At 69.2% G+C, this 16,852-nt stretch carries 18 protein-coding genes; 6 read left to right on the forward strand and 12 right to left on the reverse strand.

Translation table 11 applies throughout. The annotated features are described in order from the left end of the window. Positions 1-62: 62 nt before the first annotated feature. The 9 genes from hemB to ACTJKH_RS13760 form a co-directional block, all read right to left on the reverse strand. Positions 63-1,040, reverse strand: a complete 978-nt coding sequence (gene hemB / locus ACTJKH_RS13720; RefSeq protein ID WP_440737381.1) for a porphobilinogen synthase — start codon at positions 1,038-1,040, stop codon at positions 63-65. Beyond that, positions 1,037-1,828 carry a uroporphyrinogen-III synthase gene (locus tag ACTJKH_RS13725; protein WP_259161611.1) on the reverse strand — a complete coding sequence of 264 codons (792 nt, stop codon included), beginning with the start codon at positions 1,826-1,828 and terminating at the stop codon, positions 1,037-1,039. The genes hemB and ACTJKH_RS13725 overlap by 4 nt, the downstream gene beginning before the upstream one ends. After that, on the reverse strand, positions 1,825-2,841 hold the full coding sequence (hemC, locus tag ACTJKH_RS13730; protein WP_440737382.1) for a hydroxymethylbilane synthase: 1,017 nt from the start codon (positions 2,839-2,841) through the stop codon (positions 1,825-1,827). The genes ACTJKH_RS13725 and hemC overlap by 4 nt, the downstream gene beginning before the upstream one ends. Positions 2,842-2,848: 7 nt before the next feature. Then, a complete protein-coding gene (hemQ, locus tag ACTJKH_RS13735; protein ID WP_440737383.1) occupies positions 2,849-3,526 on the reverse strand; it encodes a hydrogen peroxide-dependent heme synthase in 678 nt (225 codons plus the stop codon). A gap of 102 nt (positions 3,527-3,628) precedes the next feature. After that, positions 3,629-3,910, reverse strand: coding sequence for a hypothetical protein (locus ACTJKH_RS13740; RefSeq protein WP_210096084.1), 282 nt, complete (start codon positions 3,908-3,910; stop codon positions 3,629-3,631). Beyond that, positions 3,897-4,304: a phage holin family protein gene (locus ACTJKH_RS13745; RefSeq protein ID WP_440737384.1), complete on the reverse strand. Its 408-nt coding sequence runs from the start codon at positions 4,302-4,304 to the stop codon at positions 3,897-3,899. Before ACTJKH_RS13745 ends, ACTJKH_RS13740 begins: the two co-directional genes overlap by 14 nt. Before the next feature lies 1 nt (position 4,305). Continuing rightward, entirely contained in the window at positions 4,306-4,728 is a 423-nt protein-coding gene (locus tag ACTJKH_RS13750; RefSeq protein ID WP_440737385.1) for a hypothetical protein, read from the reverse strand. Between the two features lie 204 nt (positions 4,729-4,932). After that, on the reverse strand, positions 4,933-6,477 hold the full coding sequence (gene hemG / locus ACTJKH_RS13755) for a protoporphyrinogen oxidase (protein WP_440737386.1): 1,545 nt from the start codon (positions 6,475-6,477) through the stop codon (positions 4,933-4,935). 59 nt (positions 6,478-6,536) lie between these two features. Continuing rightward, positions 6,537-6,875: a metalloregulator ArsR/SmtB family transcription factor gene (locus tag ACTJKH_RS13760; protein ID WP_440737387.1), complete on the reverse strand. Its 339-nt coding sequence runs from the start codon at positions 6,873-6,875 to the stop codon at positions 6,537-6,539. Positions 6,876-6,941: 66 nt separating this feature from the next. On the opposite strand from ACTJKH_RS13760, the gene ACTJKH_RS13765 reads away from it, so the two are divergent. Beyond that, positions 6,942-7,847 carry an NAD(P)H-binding protein gene (locus ACTJKH_RS13765; protein WP_440737388.1) on the forward strand — a complete coding sequence of 302 codons (906 nt, stop codon included), beginning with the start codon at positions 6,942-6,944 and terminating at the stop codon, positions 7,845-7,847. 24 nt (positions 7,848-7,871) lie between these two features. Here the strand turns inward: ACTJKH_RS13765 and hemE are convergent, their stop codons facing one another. Further along, the gene (gene hemE, locus ACTJKH_RS13770) at positions 7,872-8,894 is read right to left on the reverse strand and encodes a uroporphyrinogen decarboxylase (protein WP_440737389.1); all 1,023 of its coding nucleotides are present in this window, start codon (positions 8,892-8,894) and stop codon (positions 7,872-7,874) included. A 61-nt stretch (positions 8,895-8,955) separates the two neighbouring features. Here hemE and ACTJKH_RS13775 point away from each other — a divergent pair, with 61 nt between their 5' ends. From ACTJKH_RS13775 to ACTJKH_RS13785, 3 genes are all read left to right on the forward strand, one after another. Then, positions 8,956-10,263 (forward strand): glutamyl-tRNA reductase, encoded by a 1,308-nt coding sequence (locus ACTJKH_RS13775; RefSeq protein ID WP_440737390.1) that lies wholly within the window; start codon positions 8,956-8,958, stop codon positions 10,261-10,263. A 144-nt stretch (positions 10,264-10,407) separates the two neighbouring features. Then, positions 10,408-10,830: a hypothetical protein gene (locus ACTJKH_RS13780; protein ID WP_440737391.1), complete on the forward strand. Its 423-nt coding sequence runs from the start codon at positions 10,408-10,410 to the stop codon at positions 10,828-10,830. Between the two features lie 37 nt (positions 10,831-10,867). Then, positions 10,868-11,440: an HhH-GPD-type base excision DNA repair protein gene (locus tag ACTJKH_RS13785; protein WP_440737392.1), complete on the forward strand. Its 573-nt coding sequence runs from the start codon at positions 10,868-10,870 to the stop codon at positions 11,438-11,440. Between the two features lie 121 nt (positions 11,441-11,561). On the opposite strand, the gene ACTJKH_RS13790 is transcribed toward ACTJKH_RS13785, so the two are convergent. Together ACTJKH_RS13790 and ACTJKH_RS13795 are read right to left on the reverse strand one after the other, a co-directional pair. After that, complete coding sequence (locus ACTJKH_RS13790) at positions 11,562-12,947, reverse strand: glycine--tRNA ligase (RefSeq protein WP_210096093.1); 1,386 nt, start codon at positions 12,945-12,947, stop codon at positions 11,562-11,564. Positions 12,948-13,077: 130 nt separating this feature from the next. Continuing rightward, positions 13,078-13,767: a GNAT family N-acetyltransferase gene (locus ACTJKH_RS13795; protein WP_210096094.1), complete on the reverse strand. Its 690-nt coding sequence runs from the start codon at positions 13,765-13,767 to the stop codon at positions 13,078-13,080. Positions 13,768-13,857: 90 nt separating this feature from the next. Between ACTJKH_RS13795 and ACTJKH_RS13800 the strand changes: the two genes are divergently transcribed. Together ACTJKH_RS13800 and ACTJKH_RS13805 are read left to right on the forward strand one after the other, a co-directional pair. Then, entirely contained in the window at positions 13,858-15,321 is a 1,464-nt protein-coding gene (locus ACTJKH_RS13800) for a peptide MFS transporter (protein ID WP_440737393.1), read from the forward strand. Positions 15,322-15,388: 67 nt separating this feature from the next. Next, complete coding sequence (locus ACTJKH_RS13805; RefSeq protein ID WP_440737394.1) at positions 15,389-16,831, forward strand: MFS transporter; 1,443 nt, start codon at positions 15,389-15,391, stop codon at positions 16,829-16,831. The last annotated feature ends 21 nt before the right edge of the window (positions 16,832-16,852 follow it).

Below are 16,852 nucleotides of genomic sequence, written 5' to 3' on the forward strand. Positions count from 1 at the left end.
CACCTGTGCACGAGTCTCAGACGAGACCGGGACCGAGACCCACACCACGAAGAGAGCCTCGGTCAGCCGCGGAGCCAGCGGGCGGCTTCGGTCGCCCAGTAGGTGAGCACGACGTCGGCACCCGCGCGACGGATCGACAGCAGCGACTCGAGAACCGACGCGCGGCGATCGATCCAGCCGTTCGCGGCGGCGGCCTCGATCATGGCGTACTCGCCCGACACCTGGTATGCCCACACCGGAATATGCACGGTGTCACGAACCTCGCGCAGCACGTCGAGGAAGGCCATGGCGGGCTTCACCATGACGATGTCCGCACCCTCCTCCTCGTCGACGACCGCCTCGCGCACGCCCTCGCGGCGGTTGCCGGGATCGAGCTGGTAGGTGCGGCGGTCGCCCGTGAGCTGAGAGTCGACGGCCTCGCGGAACGGGCCGTAGAACGCGCTCGCGTACTTCGCGGCGTAGGCGAGCAGCAGGGTGTCGGTGAAGCCCTCGGCATCCAGCGCCTTGCGGATCACGCCGACCTGGCCGTCCATCATTCCCGACAGCCCCAACAGCTGAGATCCCGCGCGGGCCTGGGCGAGTGCCATCGAGGTGTAGCGCTCGAGCGTGGCGTCGTTGTCGACCGAACCGTCTGCTGCGAGAACGCCGCAGTGCCCGTGGTCGGTGAACTCGTCGAGGCACAGGTCGGTCTGCACGACGAGCGCGTCGCCGACCTCGGCGGCGAGCACCTCGGTCGCGACGTTCAGGATGCCCTTCGGGTCGTCCGCGCCCGAGCCCTGCGCATCGCGCACGGCGGGAACACCGAACAGCATCACGCCGCCGACACCCGCGTCGGCGGCCTCGGTCGCGACCTTCCGCAGGGAGTCGAGCGAATGCTGGGCGACCCCGGGCATGGAGCCGATCGGCGCGGCCTCGGTGATCCCCTCGCGCACGAACAGCGGCAGCACCAGCTGGCGCGGCTCGAGCGACGTCTCACGGACCAGACCGCGAACCGCCGGGGACTGACGCAGTCGGCGCAGTCGGACGTCGGGGAAACTCACGGTGCCAGCTCGTCAGCCGCGTGCGGGAGGGTGAAGGTCGACACCGCGTCGATCAGCGCATCCACCGTCTGCTTGTCGGCGACGACCGTGATCGGGAGGCCCGCCTTTCCGGCATCCTTCGCGGTCCGCGGACCGATCGCCGCCAGAAGCGTCTCGTCGGGGATCTCGGGGAACTGCTCGCGCACCTGCGCCGCGACGGAACCACTCGTGATGAGAATGGCGTTGATGCGGCCGTTCTCGACGTCGCGCTTGATGCGATCCGTCACCGGCACACCGACCGTGCGATACGCCACGACGCTGTCGACGTCGTGGCCGGCCTCCTGCAGCAGCACGCTGAGCACGGGCTTCGCGATCTCGCTGCGCAGGGCCAGGATGCGGCGGGGCTGCGTCTCGAGAGCGATGAGCTGCTCGGCCATGCCCTCGGCGGAGTTGTCCTGCTCGGGGACGAGAGCGACCTCGTAGCCGACCGCCTGCAAGGCAGCAGCCGTGGTCTCACCGACAGCGGCGATCTTCGTGCCGCGCGGCACCACGGCCCGGTGCGCGAACATCACGTCGACGGTGGTCGCGCTGGTCACGGTCAGCCAGTCGTACGACCCGCCCGCGAGCTGCGCGAGCGCGACGTCGAGGGCTGCTTGATCCGTGGTCGGCGCGAAGTTGATCAGCGGCGCGACAACGGGCACGGCGCCCTGCGCGCGCAGGCTCGCTGCGACACCGTCGCCCCACGGGCCTCCGCGGGGTACGAGGATGCGCCAGCCGTCCAGCGGTCGGTCCTGCTTCGAATTGGTCATGATGAGGAATGCTCTCGGGAGACGAGGTCGGCCGCCCCTTGCTCGAGCAGCCGATGGGCGACAGACAACCCGAGCTCGCGTGCCGCGTGCATCGGGTCTGCACCACCGGCAGCATCCGCTCCGTTGCCGCTGCCGTTCCGACGAATATACTCCCCGTTCAGACCTTCGGTGACGTCGAGACCGATACGCCGGGTCCCGTCGGCCGCGTAGACGACCGTCCTGACGCGGATCTCGTCGCCGTCGAGCACCGCATGAGCGGCCATCGGCGCCTGACATCCGGCGTCGAGCCCTTCGAGCACGGCGCGCTCGACCGTGACGGCCACGCGGGTCGCCTCGTCGTCGAGCTCGGCGAGGGCGGCGAGCAGCTCGTCCGGAGCATCCGACCGCGTCTCCACCGCGAGCGACCCCTGGCCCGGGGCGGTCGGCCACTCGGCGAGCCCGAGCTCCTCACGACGCAGCGGCGAGTCGGATCCGAGGCGCGAGAGTCCGGCGGCCGCGAGGATGACCGCATCGAGCTCTCCCGATGCGACCCGCTGCAGTCGGGAGTCCACGTTGCCGCGGATGTCGACCACTTCGGCGTGCGGCGCCCTGCGGCGCACCTGCGCGATGCGGCGAGGGGATCCGGTGCCGACCTTGCTGCCGGAGCGCAGCTCATGGAGCGGTGTCCCGCCGCGCGTGATCACGACATCGCGCGCATCCTCGCGGACCGGGGTCGCGGCGATGACGAGACCGGTGGGAATCGCAGTGGGCAGGTCCTTCAGCGAGTGGACGAGGAAGTCGCACTCCCCCGCGAGCAGCGCCTCACGCAGGCGCGTGGCGAAGATTCCCTGCCCGCCGATCTCGGACAGCGATGCGCGGTTCGTGTCGCCCTCGCTGGTGATCGGAACGAGCTCGACCGCTCGTCCGGAGATCTTCTCGAGGGCGGCGGCGACGTGACCCGACTGCGCCTGCGCGAGGGCGCTGCGGCGGGTGCCGAGTCGGATCGGGGCGGTCCGTGTGCTCTGGATGCTCATCGTCGGCCTACTGCAGCACGTCCGCGATCTCGTCGAACCGGAGTCGACGCCCGGTGTAGAACGGGATCTCCTCCTTCACGTACAGACGCGCGTCGGTGTAGCGCAGGTCGCGCATGAGGTCGACGAGCTCGGTGACCTCGTCTGCCTCGAGCGGCAGGATCCACTCGTAGTCGCCCAGCGCGAACGCCGCGACCGTGTTCGCGATGACTCCCGTGAACGCGGCACCCTTGCGGCCATGGTCGGCGAGCATCTTGCGACGCTCCTCCTCGGGCGCGAGGTACCACTCGGGGGTGCGCACGAACGGGTACAGGCACAGCCAGTCCTTGGGCTCGACGCCGCGCAGGAATCCGGGCACGTGCGAGCGGTTGAACTCGGCGTCGCGGTGCACGCCCATGACGTTCCAGACGGGCAGCAGCGTGCGCAGCAGCTCGGTGCGGCGGAGGCGTCGGAGCGCCTTCTGCAGGTCTTCCGCGGTGTCGCCGTGCAGCCAGACGAGGAGGTCGGCGTCGGCCTTCAGGCCCGAGACGTCGTAGAAGCCGCGGACCGTGACGCCGGAATCCTCGATGTACGAGACGATCGTCTCCAGCTCGGTGGAGTCGGATTCGGTGACCGGAACATCGGGGTTTCGTCGCCAGACGGCCCAGAGGGTGAAGCCGGACGGGTTCTCTTCGCGCTCATCGGACATACGACCAGTCTGCCCCCTTTGCAGAGCACTCGCGAACGCGAGTCAGGATGCTGCCACGAAGGCCCGTCGGACCCTCGGAACGAGTAGGCGTTCGATCGTCGGTCAGCGCGAGAGAGCGCGGGCGATCACCCAGACGGCTCCGCCGACGACTGCGGCGACACCGACGGCCGCGGCGATCGCTGCCGCAGGATTGCGGTCGGCGAACACGCGGGCCTTGGCCGCGGCACGCTTGGAGGCCTTGTCGATCCGCCTCGGGAAGTTGCCCTTGACCTCGATCGCCGCGAGCGCCGCCTTCAGTTCGGCGCGAGCCGACTCGACGGGGTCGACGATCCCGGCGGGAACCGCCGTCTTGGGCAGCGACCTCGTGATGTCAGAGTTCGTCATCGCCGGCCTCCTTCACGAGTCGGATGTCCTCGCCGACCGCCTGCGCGGGGTTCTTCCGGGCGAGCACCTTGCGGAACTTCAGGATGCCGAGCAGCGCGAACAGCAGCACGGCGAGGATCAGGATGCCGAGCACGGCGAGCGCCGACAGCCAGACCGGCCACCACGACGAGAGACCTGCGATCGCGAACACCAGGATCACCGGCACCGCCCAGAACAGGAAGAACAGCGCGACCAGGAACCAGACGGATCCGATGCCCGCGTCCTTCGCGGTTCTCGAGACCCAGGCCTTGGCGGCGTTGATCTCGGCCTTGACCAGACTGCTGATGAGCTCGGGGAGATCGCCGATCAGAGACAGCAGGCTGTCGTCGGCGCGGTCGCGGTATCCGCGGGGCACGTCAGCTCCCGGACTTCGCAGTGGTGGAGCGCGAGGATGCCGGCTTCTTCGCCGCCGGCTTCTTCGCGGCGGGCTTCTTCGCGGTGTCCTTGGCCTCGTCGACCGCGTCCTCGGTCGCGTCGACGATGTCCTCGGCGGCCTTCCGACCCGCAGCGACGGCCGAGTCGAGGCGCTGTCCGGCGGTCTTGTCGCCGCCGCTCGCCGACTTGACGACCTTCTGCACGCCGGTCCAGATCGCACCGGGCACGGCCGCGGCCTTGTCGCCGACATAGCCCTTGACCTTCTCGACCTGCTCCTGCACGGGATCGAGGTGCCAGACCTTGAGCCACTGAGTCTTGATCTGCTCGTAGCGCTCGCGTCCTGCGCGCGTTCCGATGACGTATCCCACGCCGAGTCCTACGACGAGTCCGATCTTCCCCTTCATGGGGTCTCCTCACGTTGTTCCGGTATGAACGCCTGGGGCGAACCGGCGGCTCGGCGCCGCCTGCCAGGTGTCAAGCGTAGCCCCGTATGCCGAATTCGGCATCTGACTCGAAGAGGGTTGACAGTGGAGCGACTTTCGGCATCACCGAACGACCCTCGCCGCTCCGCACCGGGCAGCGGTGCCGCCGCGGCGTTCGAGGTCGGGTCAGTCCCAGAGCAGGCTCCGACGAAGACGGTCGGCTTCGTCGCGCGCATCCGGGATCACCTGCGCCAGCCCGGTACCGGCGAGCCACGCGCCCGCCGCCGCGAGCCCGGGCACGGCCCGGATGGCGGCGCGGGCGGCTTCCCGTCGCTCGCCGGAGCCGATGATCGACGCCGGCTGCGACTGCACGTACCGCGCACGGTGCGCGGCCACGAGGGCGCTCTCGGGCAGCGCGACGCCGAGCAGGGCGGATGCCTCACGCAGTGCGATCCGAGCGGCCGCGGTGTCGTCGAGGCCGGCGGTTGCGGCCGGTTCGCCCTGGGCTCCGAACGAGACGCGCAGGAGGTGCCGCCCACCCGCCGCTTCCCGCACCCAGTCCCACTTGGCGCTCGAGTGGGTCAGCGCCTTGGCCGTATGGCTTCCCGGCACCGTCAGCACACCGGTTCCGCGAGGAGCCCCTGCGAGCGCTGCGGCGGTGAGCAGCAGCGTCACGATCTCGATCTCGGGCGCATCCGCCGCGGCCGTCTCGGCGAGCGCCGGCACGGCCCGCTCGAGCAGCCGCCGCGCGACCGCCTCAGACGTGGCGATCACGACGCCGTCCGCGACGAGTTCCAGATCTTCCCTGTCCCCGGCATCTGGTTCGTCGCCCGTCTCGACACCGGTCTTCGCGTCGGCCCGCACGGTCCACGTTGCTGCGGTCTTCGTGATCTGCGTCACGCGGGCATCGGTGCGGACGACCCCGCCGAGCTTCTCGATGTCTGCGACCAGGGCCTCAACGAGGGTCATCATCCCGCCATCCAGACCCTCGACCGCAGCTCCGGGGGCCTGAGCTGCGCGCGCCGCCTGGGCCGCCCTCGCCGCGCTCTGCTCCCGCAGCGCCTGGACGGCGCCCGACAGCGAGCCGACGCTCGTCAGCGCGGCGTTCAGCCCCGGTGCGGCGATGTCGACGTCGACGTCGTCGGGCGAGGCGGAGTACACCCCGGTCGTCACGGGCGCCACGAGACGGTCGCGGACTTTCGTCCCCATGCGCGAGGCGACCAGCTTGCCGAGGCTGTGGTTGTGGCCGATCGTCAGCGGCGGGCGGACACGGTCGAGGTACGCGCGCCACGCCCCGGACCATCCGATGATGCGACGGACGTCCTCCTGGAAGGGGTTGCCGGGGATGCCGAGGATGCCGCCGACGGGCAGCGGAGCCGCACCGACTCCGGGGATGCCGGCGAGCCAGGCGCCCCCCGCGGCAGGGGCCACGATGCGGTCGGCGAGACCGAGTTCGGAGATCAAGGCGCGCACCCCGCCACCCCTCGTCGCATAGCTCTCGGCACCGGCGTCGACCACGACCCCGTCGAGTTCGGCCCGGCGGATCGCTCCGCCCACGGCATCCGACCCCTCCAGCAGTGTCACGCGCATGCCGACCTTGACGCACTCACGGGCCGCGATCAGCCCGCCGATGCCTCCGCCGACCACGACGATGTGTCGCTTCGCCGCGCGGGCGGCCAGGTCGGCGGGCTCGGCACGGGCCGACTCATGGTTCGCGGGCTTCGAGGTCATGGGTCAATCCTTTCACCCGTGGCCTGGACGACTCTCGGTCGCCGGCCGGACAAACCGGATCAGGCGTCCGCAGAGGCGGCTGCGCCTCGACCGGTGCCGCGCTTGCGCACCTCGCGGAGCACCATCTGCTCGGGGCACACGGTCGAGAGGAAGTCGCCGACCGACAGCGCCAGGCGCTCGCCCACCAGCGAGTAGAGGATGCGGTTGGCATCGCGTCGCTCGCTGACGAGACCGGCCTGACGCAGCACGCTGAGGTGCCGCGAGATGGTCGGCCCGCTCGCCGAGAACCGCGAGGCGATCTCTCCCGCGGCGAGTTCGCCCTCTTTGAGGTCCTGGAGGATCTGACGCCGGGTCGGGTGGGCCAACGCGGCGAAGATATCTGACGCGCTATCTGCCATGTTTGCAATATAGCACCCGAGCTAGATACTGTTTAGCCCAGTAGCTAATGAGCGAAGGAGTGTCCCATGAAGGTGGCGATCACCGGCGGTACCGGATTCGTAGGACGGAACCTGGCCGAGCGCCTGCCAGATGCCGTCGTCGTCTCACGTCGGAGCGGCGTCGAGATCGGCGACGTCGACGCCCTCGCCGCGGCGTTCGCGGGCTGTGACGCCATCGCCCACTGCGCGGGGATCAACAGGGAGATCGGTGACCAGACGTTCCAGCACGTGCACGTCGACGGAACGCGGGCCATCGTCGAAGCCGCACGGCGCGCGGGCGTTCGCCGCATCGTGATGGTGAGTTTCCTCCGAGCCCGACCAGCGTGCGGATCGCCGTACCACGAGTCGAAGTGGGAGGCCGAGGAGATCATCCGTGGATCCGGCATCGACCACACGATTCTGAAATCCGGGATGATCTACGGCCCCGGAGACCACATGGTCGATCACGTCACGAGGGCCGTACGCACGGTTCCGCTCTTCTGGACCGTCGGGTTCCGCGAGCGCACCGCACGGCCCGTCCCCGTCGACGACGCCGTCGACGTGCTCGTCGCTGCATTGGAGGGACGCATCCCCGACCCGACGGTAGCCGTCATGGGCGCCGACGAGGTCACCCTCGGAGAGGCGATCCGGCGCATCGCCCGCGTGGCGGGTCGCCGTCCCGCGTTCGTACCGGTGCCGACGTGGAGCATACGGATCCTCGCTCAGCTCACGGAGTGGCTGATGGTGGTCCCCCTGGTCGCCAAGGCCCAGGCGCGGATGCTCGCAGAGGGCGTGAGCGAGGCGATGCCGCCCGCTCCGGAACCGCCGATCGACATCCGCCCGACGCGCTCCTTCAGCGATGCCCGCATCCGCGCCGCACTCCCCGAGGGGCGGTTCACCATCGATGACCTGAGGGCCACGCGCTGGTTCCGGCTTCGAGCCGCGCGGTCTTGAGCCGGGCGGTCGGCTCCGAAAGCGTCAGATCGAGTGCACCAGCTCGACGATGCGGGTGAGCTGATCGGGGTCGGTCTCGGGCGGAACGCCGTGGCCGAGGTTCACGATGTGGCCACGGGCGGCACGCCCGCGCTCGACCACGTCGCGCACATGAGCCTCGAGGACCGGCCACGGAGCCGACAGCAGTGCCGGGTCGATGTTGCCCTGCACCGAGACGTCGGGTCCGAGGATCGCCGCGGCCTCGTCCAGAGGCAGCCGCCAGTCGACACCCACGCCGTCCGCGATGCCGCCCAGACGCATGTCCGCGAGGAACGGCCCGGTGCCCACACCGAAGTGGATGCTCGGCACGCCGATGCCCTCGAGAGCCACGTGGGAGTGCGGGGCGACGAAGGCGCGGTAGTCGGCGGTGCTCAGCGAGCCCGCCCACGAGTCGAACAGCTGCACGACGGATGCTCCGGCGTCGCGCTGGATCTCGAGGAAGCGCCGCGAGACCTGCGCCAGCCAGCCGGCCAGCCTGTTCCACGACTCGGGGTCGGAATGCATCATGGCCCTGGCGCGCAGGTGCTCCTTCGAGGGCCCGCCCTCGACGAGGTAGGCCGCCAGCGTGAACGGCGCGCCGGCGAAGCCGATCAGCGGGGTGTCGCCGAGCTCCGCGGTGACGATGCCCACGGCCGCGGCGATCGCGGTGCCGTCGAGCGAGAGCGGGTCGATCGCCGTGATGCGGTCGACGTCGGCCGCCGTGCGCACGGGGTTCGCGAAGACGGGTCCGCGTCCGGGCTCGATCTCGACATCGACCCCGGCGAGACGCAGCGGGATGACGATGTCGCTGAAGAACACCGCGGCGTCCACGCCGTGACGACGCACCGGCTGCAGGGTGATCTCGGCGGCGAGGTCGGGCGTGAGGCAGGCGTCCAGCATCCGGGTCCCGACGCGCAGCTCGCGGTACTCGGGAAGCGACCTCCCCGCCTGTCGCATGAACCACACGGGGGCATGCTCGGGTCGGGGGCCGGTGAGGGCGCGCAGCAGTGGAGCGTCGGAGAGGGCCATGCATCCATCCTCCCATCCGGTTCTGGGCCGACCTGCATGAAGCCTCAGGTAGAATCGATGCGTGCTGCTGGTTGTCTCGGCGAGTCACAAGACCGCCTCCTTCGAATTGCTCGAACGCCTGAGCCGCACCCCCGATGATGTCGCCTCCACCGTTGTGGACATGGCGACCTGCGTGCAGGGTGCGGTCGTTCTTGCTACCTGCAACCGCTTCGAGGCCTACGTCGAGATGGACGAGCCCGTGACCGCAGCGGGTGCCATCGGGGTCGAGGCCGTGCTCGAAGCCGTCGAATCCTCGACCGGCATCAGCACCGCAGAACTCGACGGCGCCTACGAGGTGCACTCCGGCCGCCGGGTCGCCGAACACCTCTTCTCGGTGGCCTCCGGTCTCGAATCCGTCGTCTCCGGCGAGGGTGAGATCGCCGGCCAGGTGCGCCGGGCGCTGAAGTCCGCTCGCAAGGAGGGCACCACGTCGCCCGAACTGGAGCGTCTGTTCCAGCGCGCCAGCCAGGCGCAGCGCAAGGTGAAGAACGTCACGGCCCTCGGTCGCGCCGGCCGCTCGCTCGTCCGCCTCGCCCTCGAGCTCGCCGACAGCCGCATCGCCGACTGGTCGACCGAGCGCGTGCTGCTCGTCGGCACCGGCGCCTACGCCGCGGTCACGCTCGCGACGCTCCGCGAGCGCGGCGCCGTCAACATCTCGGTCTACTCGCCCTCCGGTCGTGCCGAGAAGTTCGCCGCGAAGCACGGCATCCGCCCTGTGTTCGACGAGGACTACGCCCGCGTCGCCTCGCGCTCGAGCCTGCTGATCACCTGCACGGCCGCCACGGAGCCGGTGCTGACGCCCGAGCATCTGCAGGCTCCGACCGGGATCGCGCCCGAGGGCTGCCCCGTGGGCTCGCACAGCCAGATGGTCGTCGACCTCGGCATGCCCCGCAACGTCGACCCGGCCGTCGCCACGCTCGAAGGCGTCGCCCTGCTCGACCTCGAGACCATCAGCCTGCACGCCCCCCTCGAAGAGCTGCAGGCCACGGATGCCGCCCGCTCGGTCGTGCGCGAGGCCGCCGACACCTTCCACGTCGTCGGCAGCCGCCAGAGCGTCACTCCCTCGGTCGTGGCGCTGCGTTCGCACATGTTCGCACTGCTCGAGGCCGAGATCGGCCGCGCCCGCGCCCGTGGCGACGAAGACGGCAAGGTCGAGCAGGCACTGCGCCACCTCACCGGCGTTCTGCTCCACACCCCCACCACGCGAGCGCACGAGCTCGCGGCGACCGGGCAGGCGGATGAGTTCGCCGCCGCTCTCTCGACGCTCTACGGCATCCAGCCGGTCGAGCCCGCGCAGTCGTCCGACGCGGGCACCGCCGCGACCGCCTGAGCCACCACCCTCACTGCACACCCAGTCTCGACGGAGAGATCTCCCCCGACGCTGGCACTCTCCCCTCGGATGCCTCCGCCGCGTCGCGCGTGCTTCATATCGTCGAACCATGACAAAGCCCATCCCCGGACGCAGACTGGGAGGATGCTCGTGGACCCGAATCTGATCGGCATCATCATCGCCCTCTTCGCGTTCACCGCCACCGTGCTCGGCGGGGTTTCGCGGATGCTCGCCAGGCAGTCGCGAGGGCTGGATGCCCGCTTCGACAGAATCGATGAACGGTTCACGAAGGTCGAGACGCAGATCACCGACATCCGGGCCGAGCTGAAAGACGACATCGCCGAACTCCGGGTGGAGCTCAAGGGCGACATCGCCGAACTCCGGGTGGAGCTCAAGGGCGACATCGCCGAACTCCGAGTCGAGCTCAAAGACGACATCGCCGAACTCCGGAACGAACTCAAGACGGAGATCGCGGGCGTCAAGACGGAACTCAAGGCCGACATCGCGGACGTCAGAGTGTCGATCGCTCGCCTCGAGGGTCCGCTGCCCAAGCTGCAGAGGATCTGACTGCGCGTCGCCCGGACCGGGATGACAGACTGAACGCATGGCCCTTCACATCACCGGAGACACCGCCGCGGACGCCCTGCTCACCGACAACCCGCTCGCTCTGCTGGTCGGGATGCTGCTGGATCAGCAGGTCCCGATGGAGACCGCGTTCGCAGGCCCGCTCAAGATCGAGCAGCGCACCGGCGCCGCGGATGCGACCGCCATCGCCGGCATGGACCCTGACGAGTTCCTCGAGGCATTCAAGACGACTCCGGCCGTGCACCGGTTCCCCGGTTCGATGGCGACCCGCGTGCAGGCGCTGTGCCAGGAGCTCGTGGATCAGTGGGGCGGAGACGCGTCGGCGATCTGGACCGACGGGAACCCCTCTGGTGCCGAGGTTCTGAAGAGACTCAAGGCACTGCCGGGCTTCGGCGAGCAGAAGGCCAAGATCTTCCTCGCGCTGCTCGGCAAGCAGTACGGCTTCACCGGTGCAGGCTGGCGCGAGGCCGCCGGCGACTACGGCGTCGAGGGCTCGTTCCGGAGCGTCGCCGACATCGTCTCGCCCGAGTCGCTGACCAAGGTGCGCGAGCACAAGAAGGCGATGAAGGCAGCGGCGAAAGCGAAGGCATGAAGCCCACCACTGTCACGACCGGTACCCGGGCGGCACGGAACAGGTGCAGCTGACCGTCACCGGATGACGAGAGAGGCCCGCCACCCTGTCGGGCAGCGGGCCTCTCACTCAGGCGACCGGGTCAGGCACCCTTGAGGCGCTCGGCCAGGTACTGGTGCAGCTCATCGATCGAGACGCGCTCCTGCGCCATGGTGTCGCGGTCGCGCACGGTGACGGCGCGATCGTCGAGCGAGTCGAAGTCGATCGTGACGCAGAACGGTGTGCCGATCTCATCCTGTCGGCGGTAGCGACGACCGATGGCGCCCGCGTCGTCGAAGTCGACGGCCCACGAGCTGCGCAGCGTGTCGGCGACCTCGCGCGCCAGCGGCGACAGTCGCTCGTTGCGGCTCAGCGGCAGCACCGCGGCCTTGACCGGTGCGAGACGCGGGTCGAGCTTGAGAACGGTGCGGACGTCGGTGCCGCCCTTGGCGTTCGGCACCTCCTCTTCGCGGTAGGCGTCGACGAGGAACGCCATCATGGCGCGGGTGAGGCCGAACGACGGCTCGATCACATACGGGGTGTACCGGTCGCCCGTGGCCTGGTCGAAGTAGGTCAGGCTCTGCCCCGAGGCCTCGCTGTGGCTCGACAGGTCGTAGTCGGTGCGGTTGGCGACGCCCATGAGCTCGCCCCACTCCTTGCCCGTGAAACCGAAGCGGTACTCGACGTCGATCGTGCCGGCGGAGTAGTGCGCCCGGTCGTCTTCGGGCACGTCGAACTGCCGCATGTTCTCGGGGTCGATACCGAGGTCGATGAACCAGTTCCAGCAGGCCTCGACCCAGTGCTCGAACCACTCCTGCGCCTCGGCCGGCGGCGTGAAGAACTCGATCTCCATCTGCTCGAACTCGCGCGTGCGGAAGATGAAGTTACCCGGCGTGATCTCGTTGCGGAACGCCTTGCCGACCTGGCCGATGCCGAACGGCGGCTTCTTGCGGCTGGCGGTGAGCACGTTCGAGAAGTTCACGAAGATGCCCTGCGCGGTCTCGGGGCGCAGGAAGTGCAGGCCCGACTCGTCGTCGACGACACCCAGGTACGTCTTGACGAGACCCGAGAACGACTTCGGCTCGGTGTACTGACCCTTCGTGCCGCAGTTCGGGCAGGGCACGTCGGCGAGGCCGTTCTCGGCCTTGCGTCCCTTGCGCGCCTCGAAATCCTCGATGAGGTTGTCGGCGCGGAAGCGCTTGTGACAGCTCAGGCATTCGACCAGCGGGTCGGTGAAGGTGGCGACGTGACCCGACGCCTCCCACACGCGCTTGGGCAGGATGATGCTGGAGTCGAGACCCACCATGTCGCCACGACCACGGACGAACGTCTGCCACCACTGACGGCGGATGTTCTCTTTGAGCTCCGTACCGAGGGGCCCGTAGTCCCACGCGGACCGCGAACCGCCGTAGATCTCACCCGCCTGGAAGACGAACCCGCGGTGGCGGGCAAGGGCGATGACCTTGTCAAGACGGGACTGTTCGGCCACGGTGGCTCCAATGGTCGGCGGTGGGAAAGCCCGTGATCACGGGCACATCAATCCTATCCGCGACCGGTTCCCCGAAGCACCGGGCCTGCGCCCCTCGCGCCCCGACCCCCGCCGTGACTCATGCGGTGACTCAGGCCGTGAAGAGGTAGCCCTTCTCGACGTCGAAGCCCGCGAGGGTGAGACCGCTGCCCAGGAGCCCTTCCATCTGCGCGCGCAGGCGGGTGCGCCACTCGTGCGCAGCATCCGGATCCTCCACCCGGATCGTCTCGATGTCCGAGGGGATCTCGAGCGTCTCGACGACGGCATCGGATGCCGGGGGCTTGGCGATGTCGGCCAGCGCCCACTCGACGTCGAGCCGGTCGCTCTCGTCGCCGGCGTCTCCGCCCCCGAAGATGCCGTATCGGTTGACGGAGTACCCGGTCACCCGTGCGCCGAGCACCGTGAGGAAGAAGTGCGCGTTGCGGGCGACGAGCGGGTCGAACGTCCAGGTGATGCGGCCCACGTCACGAGAGAAGGCCCACTGGCGCTGGTGCTCCTTGAGCTCCCGACCCCAGCCGCGACCGCGGTAATCGGGCAGCAATGCCGTGATGTGCGAATGCATCGCACGGCGCGCCGGAGCGCCGAAGAAGGCGATCGAGGCGCCGACCATGCGTTCCTCTCCCCCCTCGGCGTCGAAGAGTCCGACGACGTAGTTGCCGGACTGCTGCAGGGCACGCAGGGTTCCCGCGTCGATGACTCGCTCGGGTCCACGGATGGAGTCGAGCAGGCTCTGCGCGTCGATGATGAGTTCAACGGTGTCCAGATCACGGATGGTTCGCACGCCCCCAGTCTGCCCCTCCCGCCGCCGATTTCGGAATCGTGCGATGCGAACGGCTGGGATCAGCGCCGTGACGGGGCGTACCGTGGAGGGATGGCATCCAGCGAGACCACCGCCGACAAGTCCGACACCCGGTTCTTCGGCCAGCCCTGGGCACTCGTCCACATCTTCGGCGTCGAGATGTGGGAGCGGTTCAGCTTCTACGGCATGCAGGGCATCCTGCTCATCTACCTGTACTTCTCGGTCAGCGAGGGAGGCCTCGGCCTGTCGCAGGCCGTCGCCGGTGGCATCGTCGGCGCGTACGGCGGGTCGGTCTACCTCTCCACCATCCTCGGCGCCTGGATCGCCGACCGGATGCTGGGCTCGGAGCGTGTGCTGTTCCTCAGTGCGATCGTGATCGTCGCCGGCCACGTCGCCCTCGCCCTGCTCCCCGGGTTCCTCGGCGTGGGCGTCGGCCTCGTGCTGGTCGCCCTCGGCTCGGGCGGGCTCAAGGCCAACGCGACCTCCGTGGTCGGCACGCTCTACAGCGCCGACGACTCCCGCCGCGATGCCGGGTTCTCGCTCTTCTACCTCGGCATCAACCTCGGTGCCTTCCTCGGCCCGATCCTGACCGGCATCCTGCAGTCGTCGCTCGGCTTCCACTACGGCTTCGGTCTCGCCGCGATCGGTATGACGCTCGGACTCGTGCAGTACTCGTTCGGGCGCCGGGCCCTTCCCGACGAGGCACGTCGCGTGCCCAACCCGCTGCCCTCCTCGCGCTACCCGCTCGTCGCGATCATCGCGCTGGCCGCGATCGCCCTGATCGTCGTGCTCGTGCTCGTGGGCGTCATCCAGGCCGACAACCTGTCGACCATCGTCATCATCGGCACGGTCGTCGCGGTCGTCGCCTACTTCGCCGTCATCCTCAGCAGCCGCCGGATCGACGGCACCGAGCGCTCGCGGGTGTGGGGCTTCCTGCCCCTGTTCGTCACCAGTGTCGCCTTCTGGTCGCTGTACCAGCAGCAGTTCACAGTGCTCACGGTCTACTCCGACGAGCGACTCGATCGCAACATCTTCGGATTCGAGATGCCCGTCTCCTGGGTGCAGTCGATCAACCCGGTGTTCATCATCATCCTGTCGGGCGTGTTCGCGGCGATCTGGACCCGCCTCGGCACCCGCCAGCCGTCGACACCGGTGAAGTTCGCCCTCGGCGCGATCATCATGGGTGCGGCGTTCCTCCTCTTCCTCCCCTTCGCGGGCGGCGGGGCGAACTCCACCCCGCTGATCGCGATCGTCGGCATCCTGCTGGTGTTCACCATCGCCGAGCTGCTGATCTCCCCGGTCGGTCTCTCGGTGACGACGAAGCTCGCGCCGAAGACGTTCCACACGCAGATGGTCGCGCTGTTCTTCCTGTCGATCGCGCTGGGCACCGCGATCTCGGGCTGGCTCGTGCAGTTCTACGACCCGACGAACGAGGTGCCGTACTTCTCGATCCTCGGTGGGATCGCGATCCTGGTCGGGCTCGGACTGCTGCTCTCGGTCAAGCCCGTGCTGCGACTCATGAAGGGCGTGAGCTGACTCATCGCGACAGCTCTCGATGATCTGCGCGCGCCTCGGGTGCCTCGGACGCCGATAGCCTGAAGCGATGGGAGAGAACGAAGATCGCGCGCGCAGAAGACTCTCCCGAACACCTCCGAAGTGGGCGATCGTCGCGGTCCTGGCGTTCGCCGGACTCTGCTCGTCGTTCATGTTCACGCTCGTCGTGCCGCTGCAGGCCGAGTTGCCCCGCCTGCTGAACGCATCGCGCGAAGACACCACCTGGGTCGTCACGATCACCCTGCTCGTCGCGGCCGTCGCGACCCCGATCTCGGGCCGCCTCGGCGACATGTACGGCAAGCGCCGCGTCGTGATCGTGCTGCTCGGTCTGCTCATCCTCGGATCACTGATCGCCGCGCTCTCGGGCTCGATCGTCGGCGTCATCATCGGCCGAGCACTCCAGGGCGCGGTCACCGGAGTGGTCCCGCTGGGAATCGCGATCATGCGCGATGTACTTCCCCCCGAGCGTCTGGGCACGGCCGTCGCGCTGATGAGCGCCACGATGGGCGTCGGCGGTGCGATCGGGATGCCGGTGGCCGCCCTCCTGGCCGTGAACGCCGACTGGCACTGGCTGTTCTGGCTCGCCGCCGGACTCGGAGTCGTCGGCCTCGCTCTCATTCTCCTGGTGATCCCTGAGGACGTGCTGCGGTTCCCCGGCCGCCTCGACGTGCTCGGCGCGATCGGACTCGCGATCGGACTCACCGGCATCCTGCTGTTCGTCTCGCGCGGAGCCGAATGGGGGTGGACCGCACCGTTGACCCTCACCTGCATCATCGGCGGTGTCGGCGTGCTGCTGATCTGGGGCTGGTATCAGCTGCGCACGACGGATCCGCTGCTCGACCTGCGCGTCGCCGCGCGCCCCGCCGTGCTGTTCACGAACATCGCCGCGATCGGCATGGGCTTCGCGCTGTTCGCGTCGAACGTGACGTTCCCGCAGCTGCTCGAGGGCCCCGCCGCCTCAGGCGCCGGCTTCGGACTCGACATGGTGTCGGCCTCGCTCATCATCATGCCCGCCGGGCTCGTGATGATGGTCATCTCGCCGCTGTCGGGGTGGCTCGAGCGCACGGTCGGCCCTCGCCCCCTCTTCACGGTGGGTGCCGGAGCCATCATGCTCGCCTACGTGTTCGTGCTGCTGTGGTCGAGCGAGGTCTGGCACATCCTGGTCGGCAACCTGCTGATCGGCGTCGGCATCGGGTTCACCTTCGCCGCGATGCCGATGATCATCATGCGGTCGGTGCCGGCGAACGAGACGGGCGCATCGAACGGGCTGAACGCGCTCTTCCGCTCTGTCGGCACGTCCAGCGCCTCGGCCGTGATGGGAGGAGTGCTCGCCGCGATGAGCATCGACGTCGCAGGCGTCTCCGTCCCCACGCGGGCCGCGTTCGACGTGTGCTTCTGGCTGGCGATCGCCGCCGGCATCGTGGCGCTGGTGCTGTCGCTCTTCATCCCGCGTCAGCGCGCGGCAGAGCAGCATCCGTCGCTGCCGAGCTAACCGTCAGCCCAGCGCCGATCG

Origin of the sequence: Microbacterium sp. 22215 (genome assembly GCF_052045655.1) — a bacterium.
In the GTDB taxonomy this organism is placed as follows: domain Bacteria; phylum Actinomycetota; class Actinomycetes; order Actinomycetales; family Microbacteriaceae; genus Microbacterium; species Microbacterium phyllosphaerae.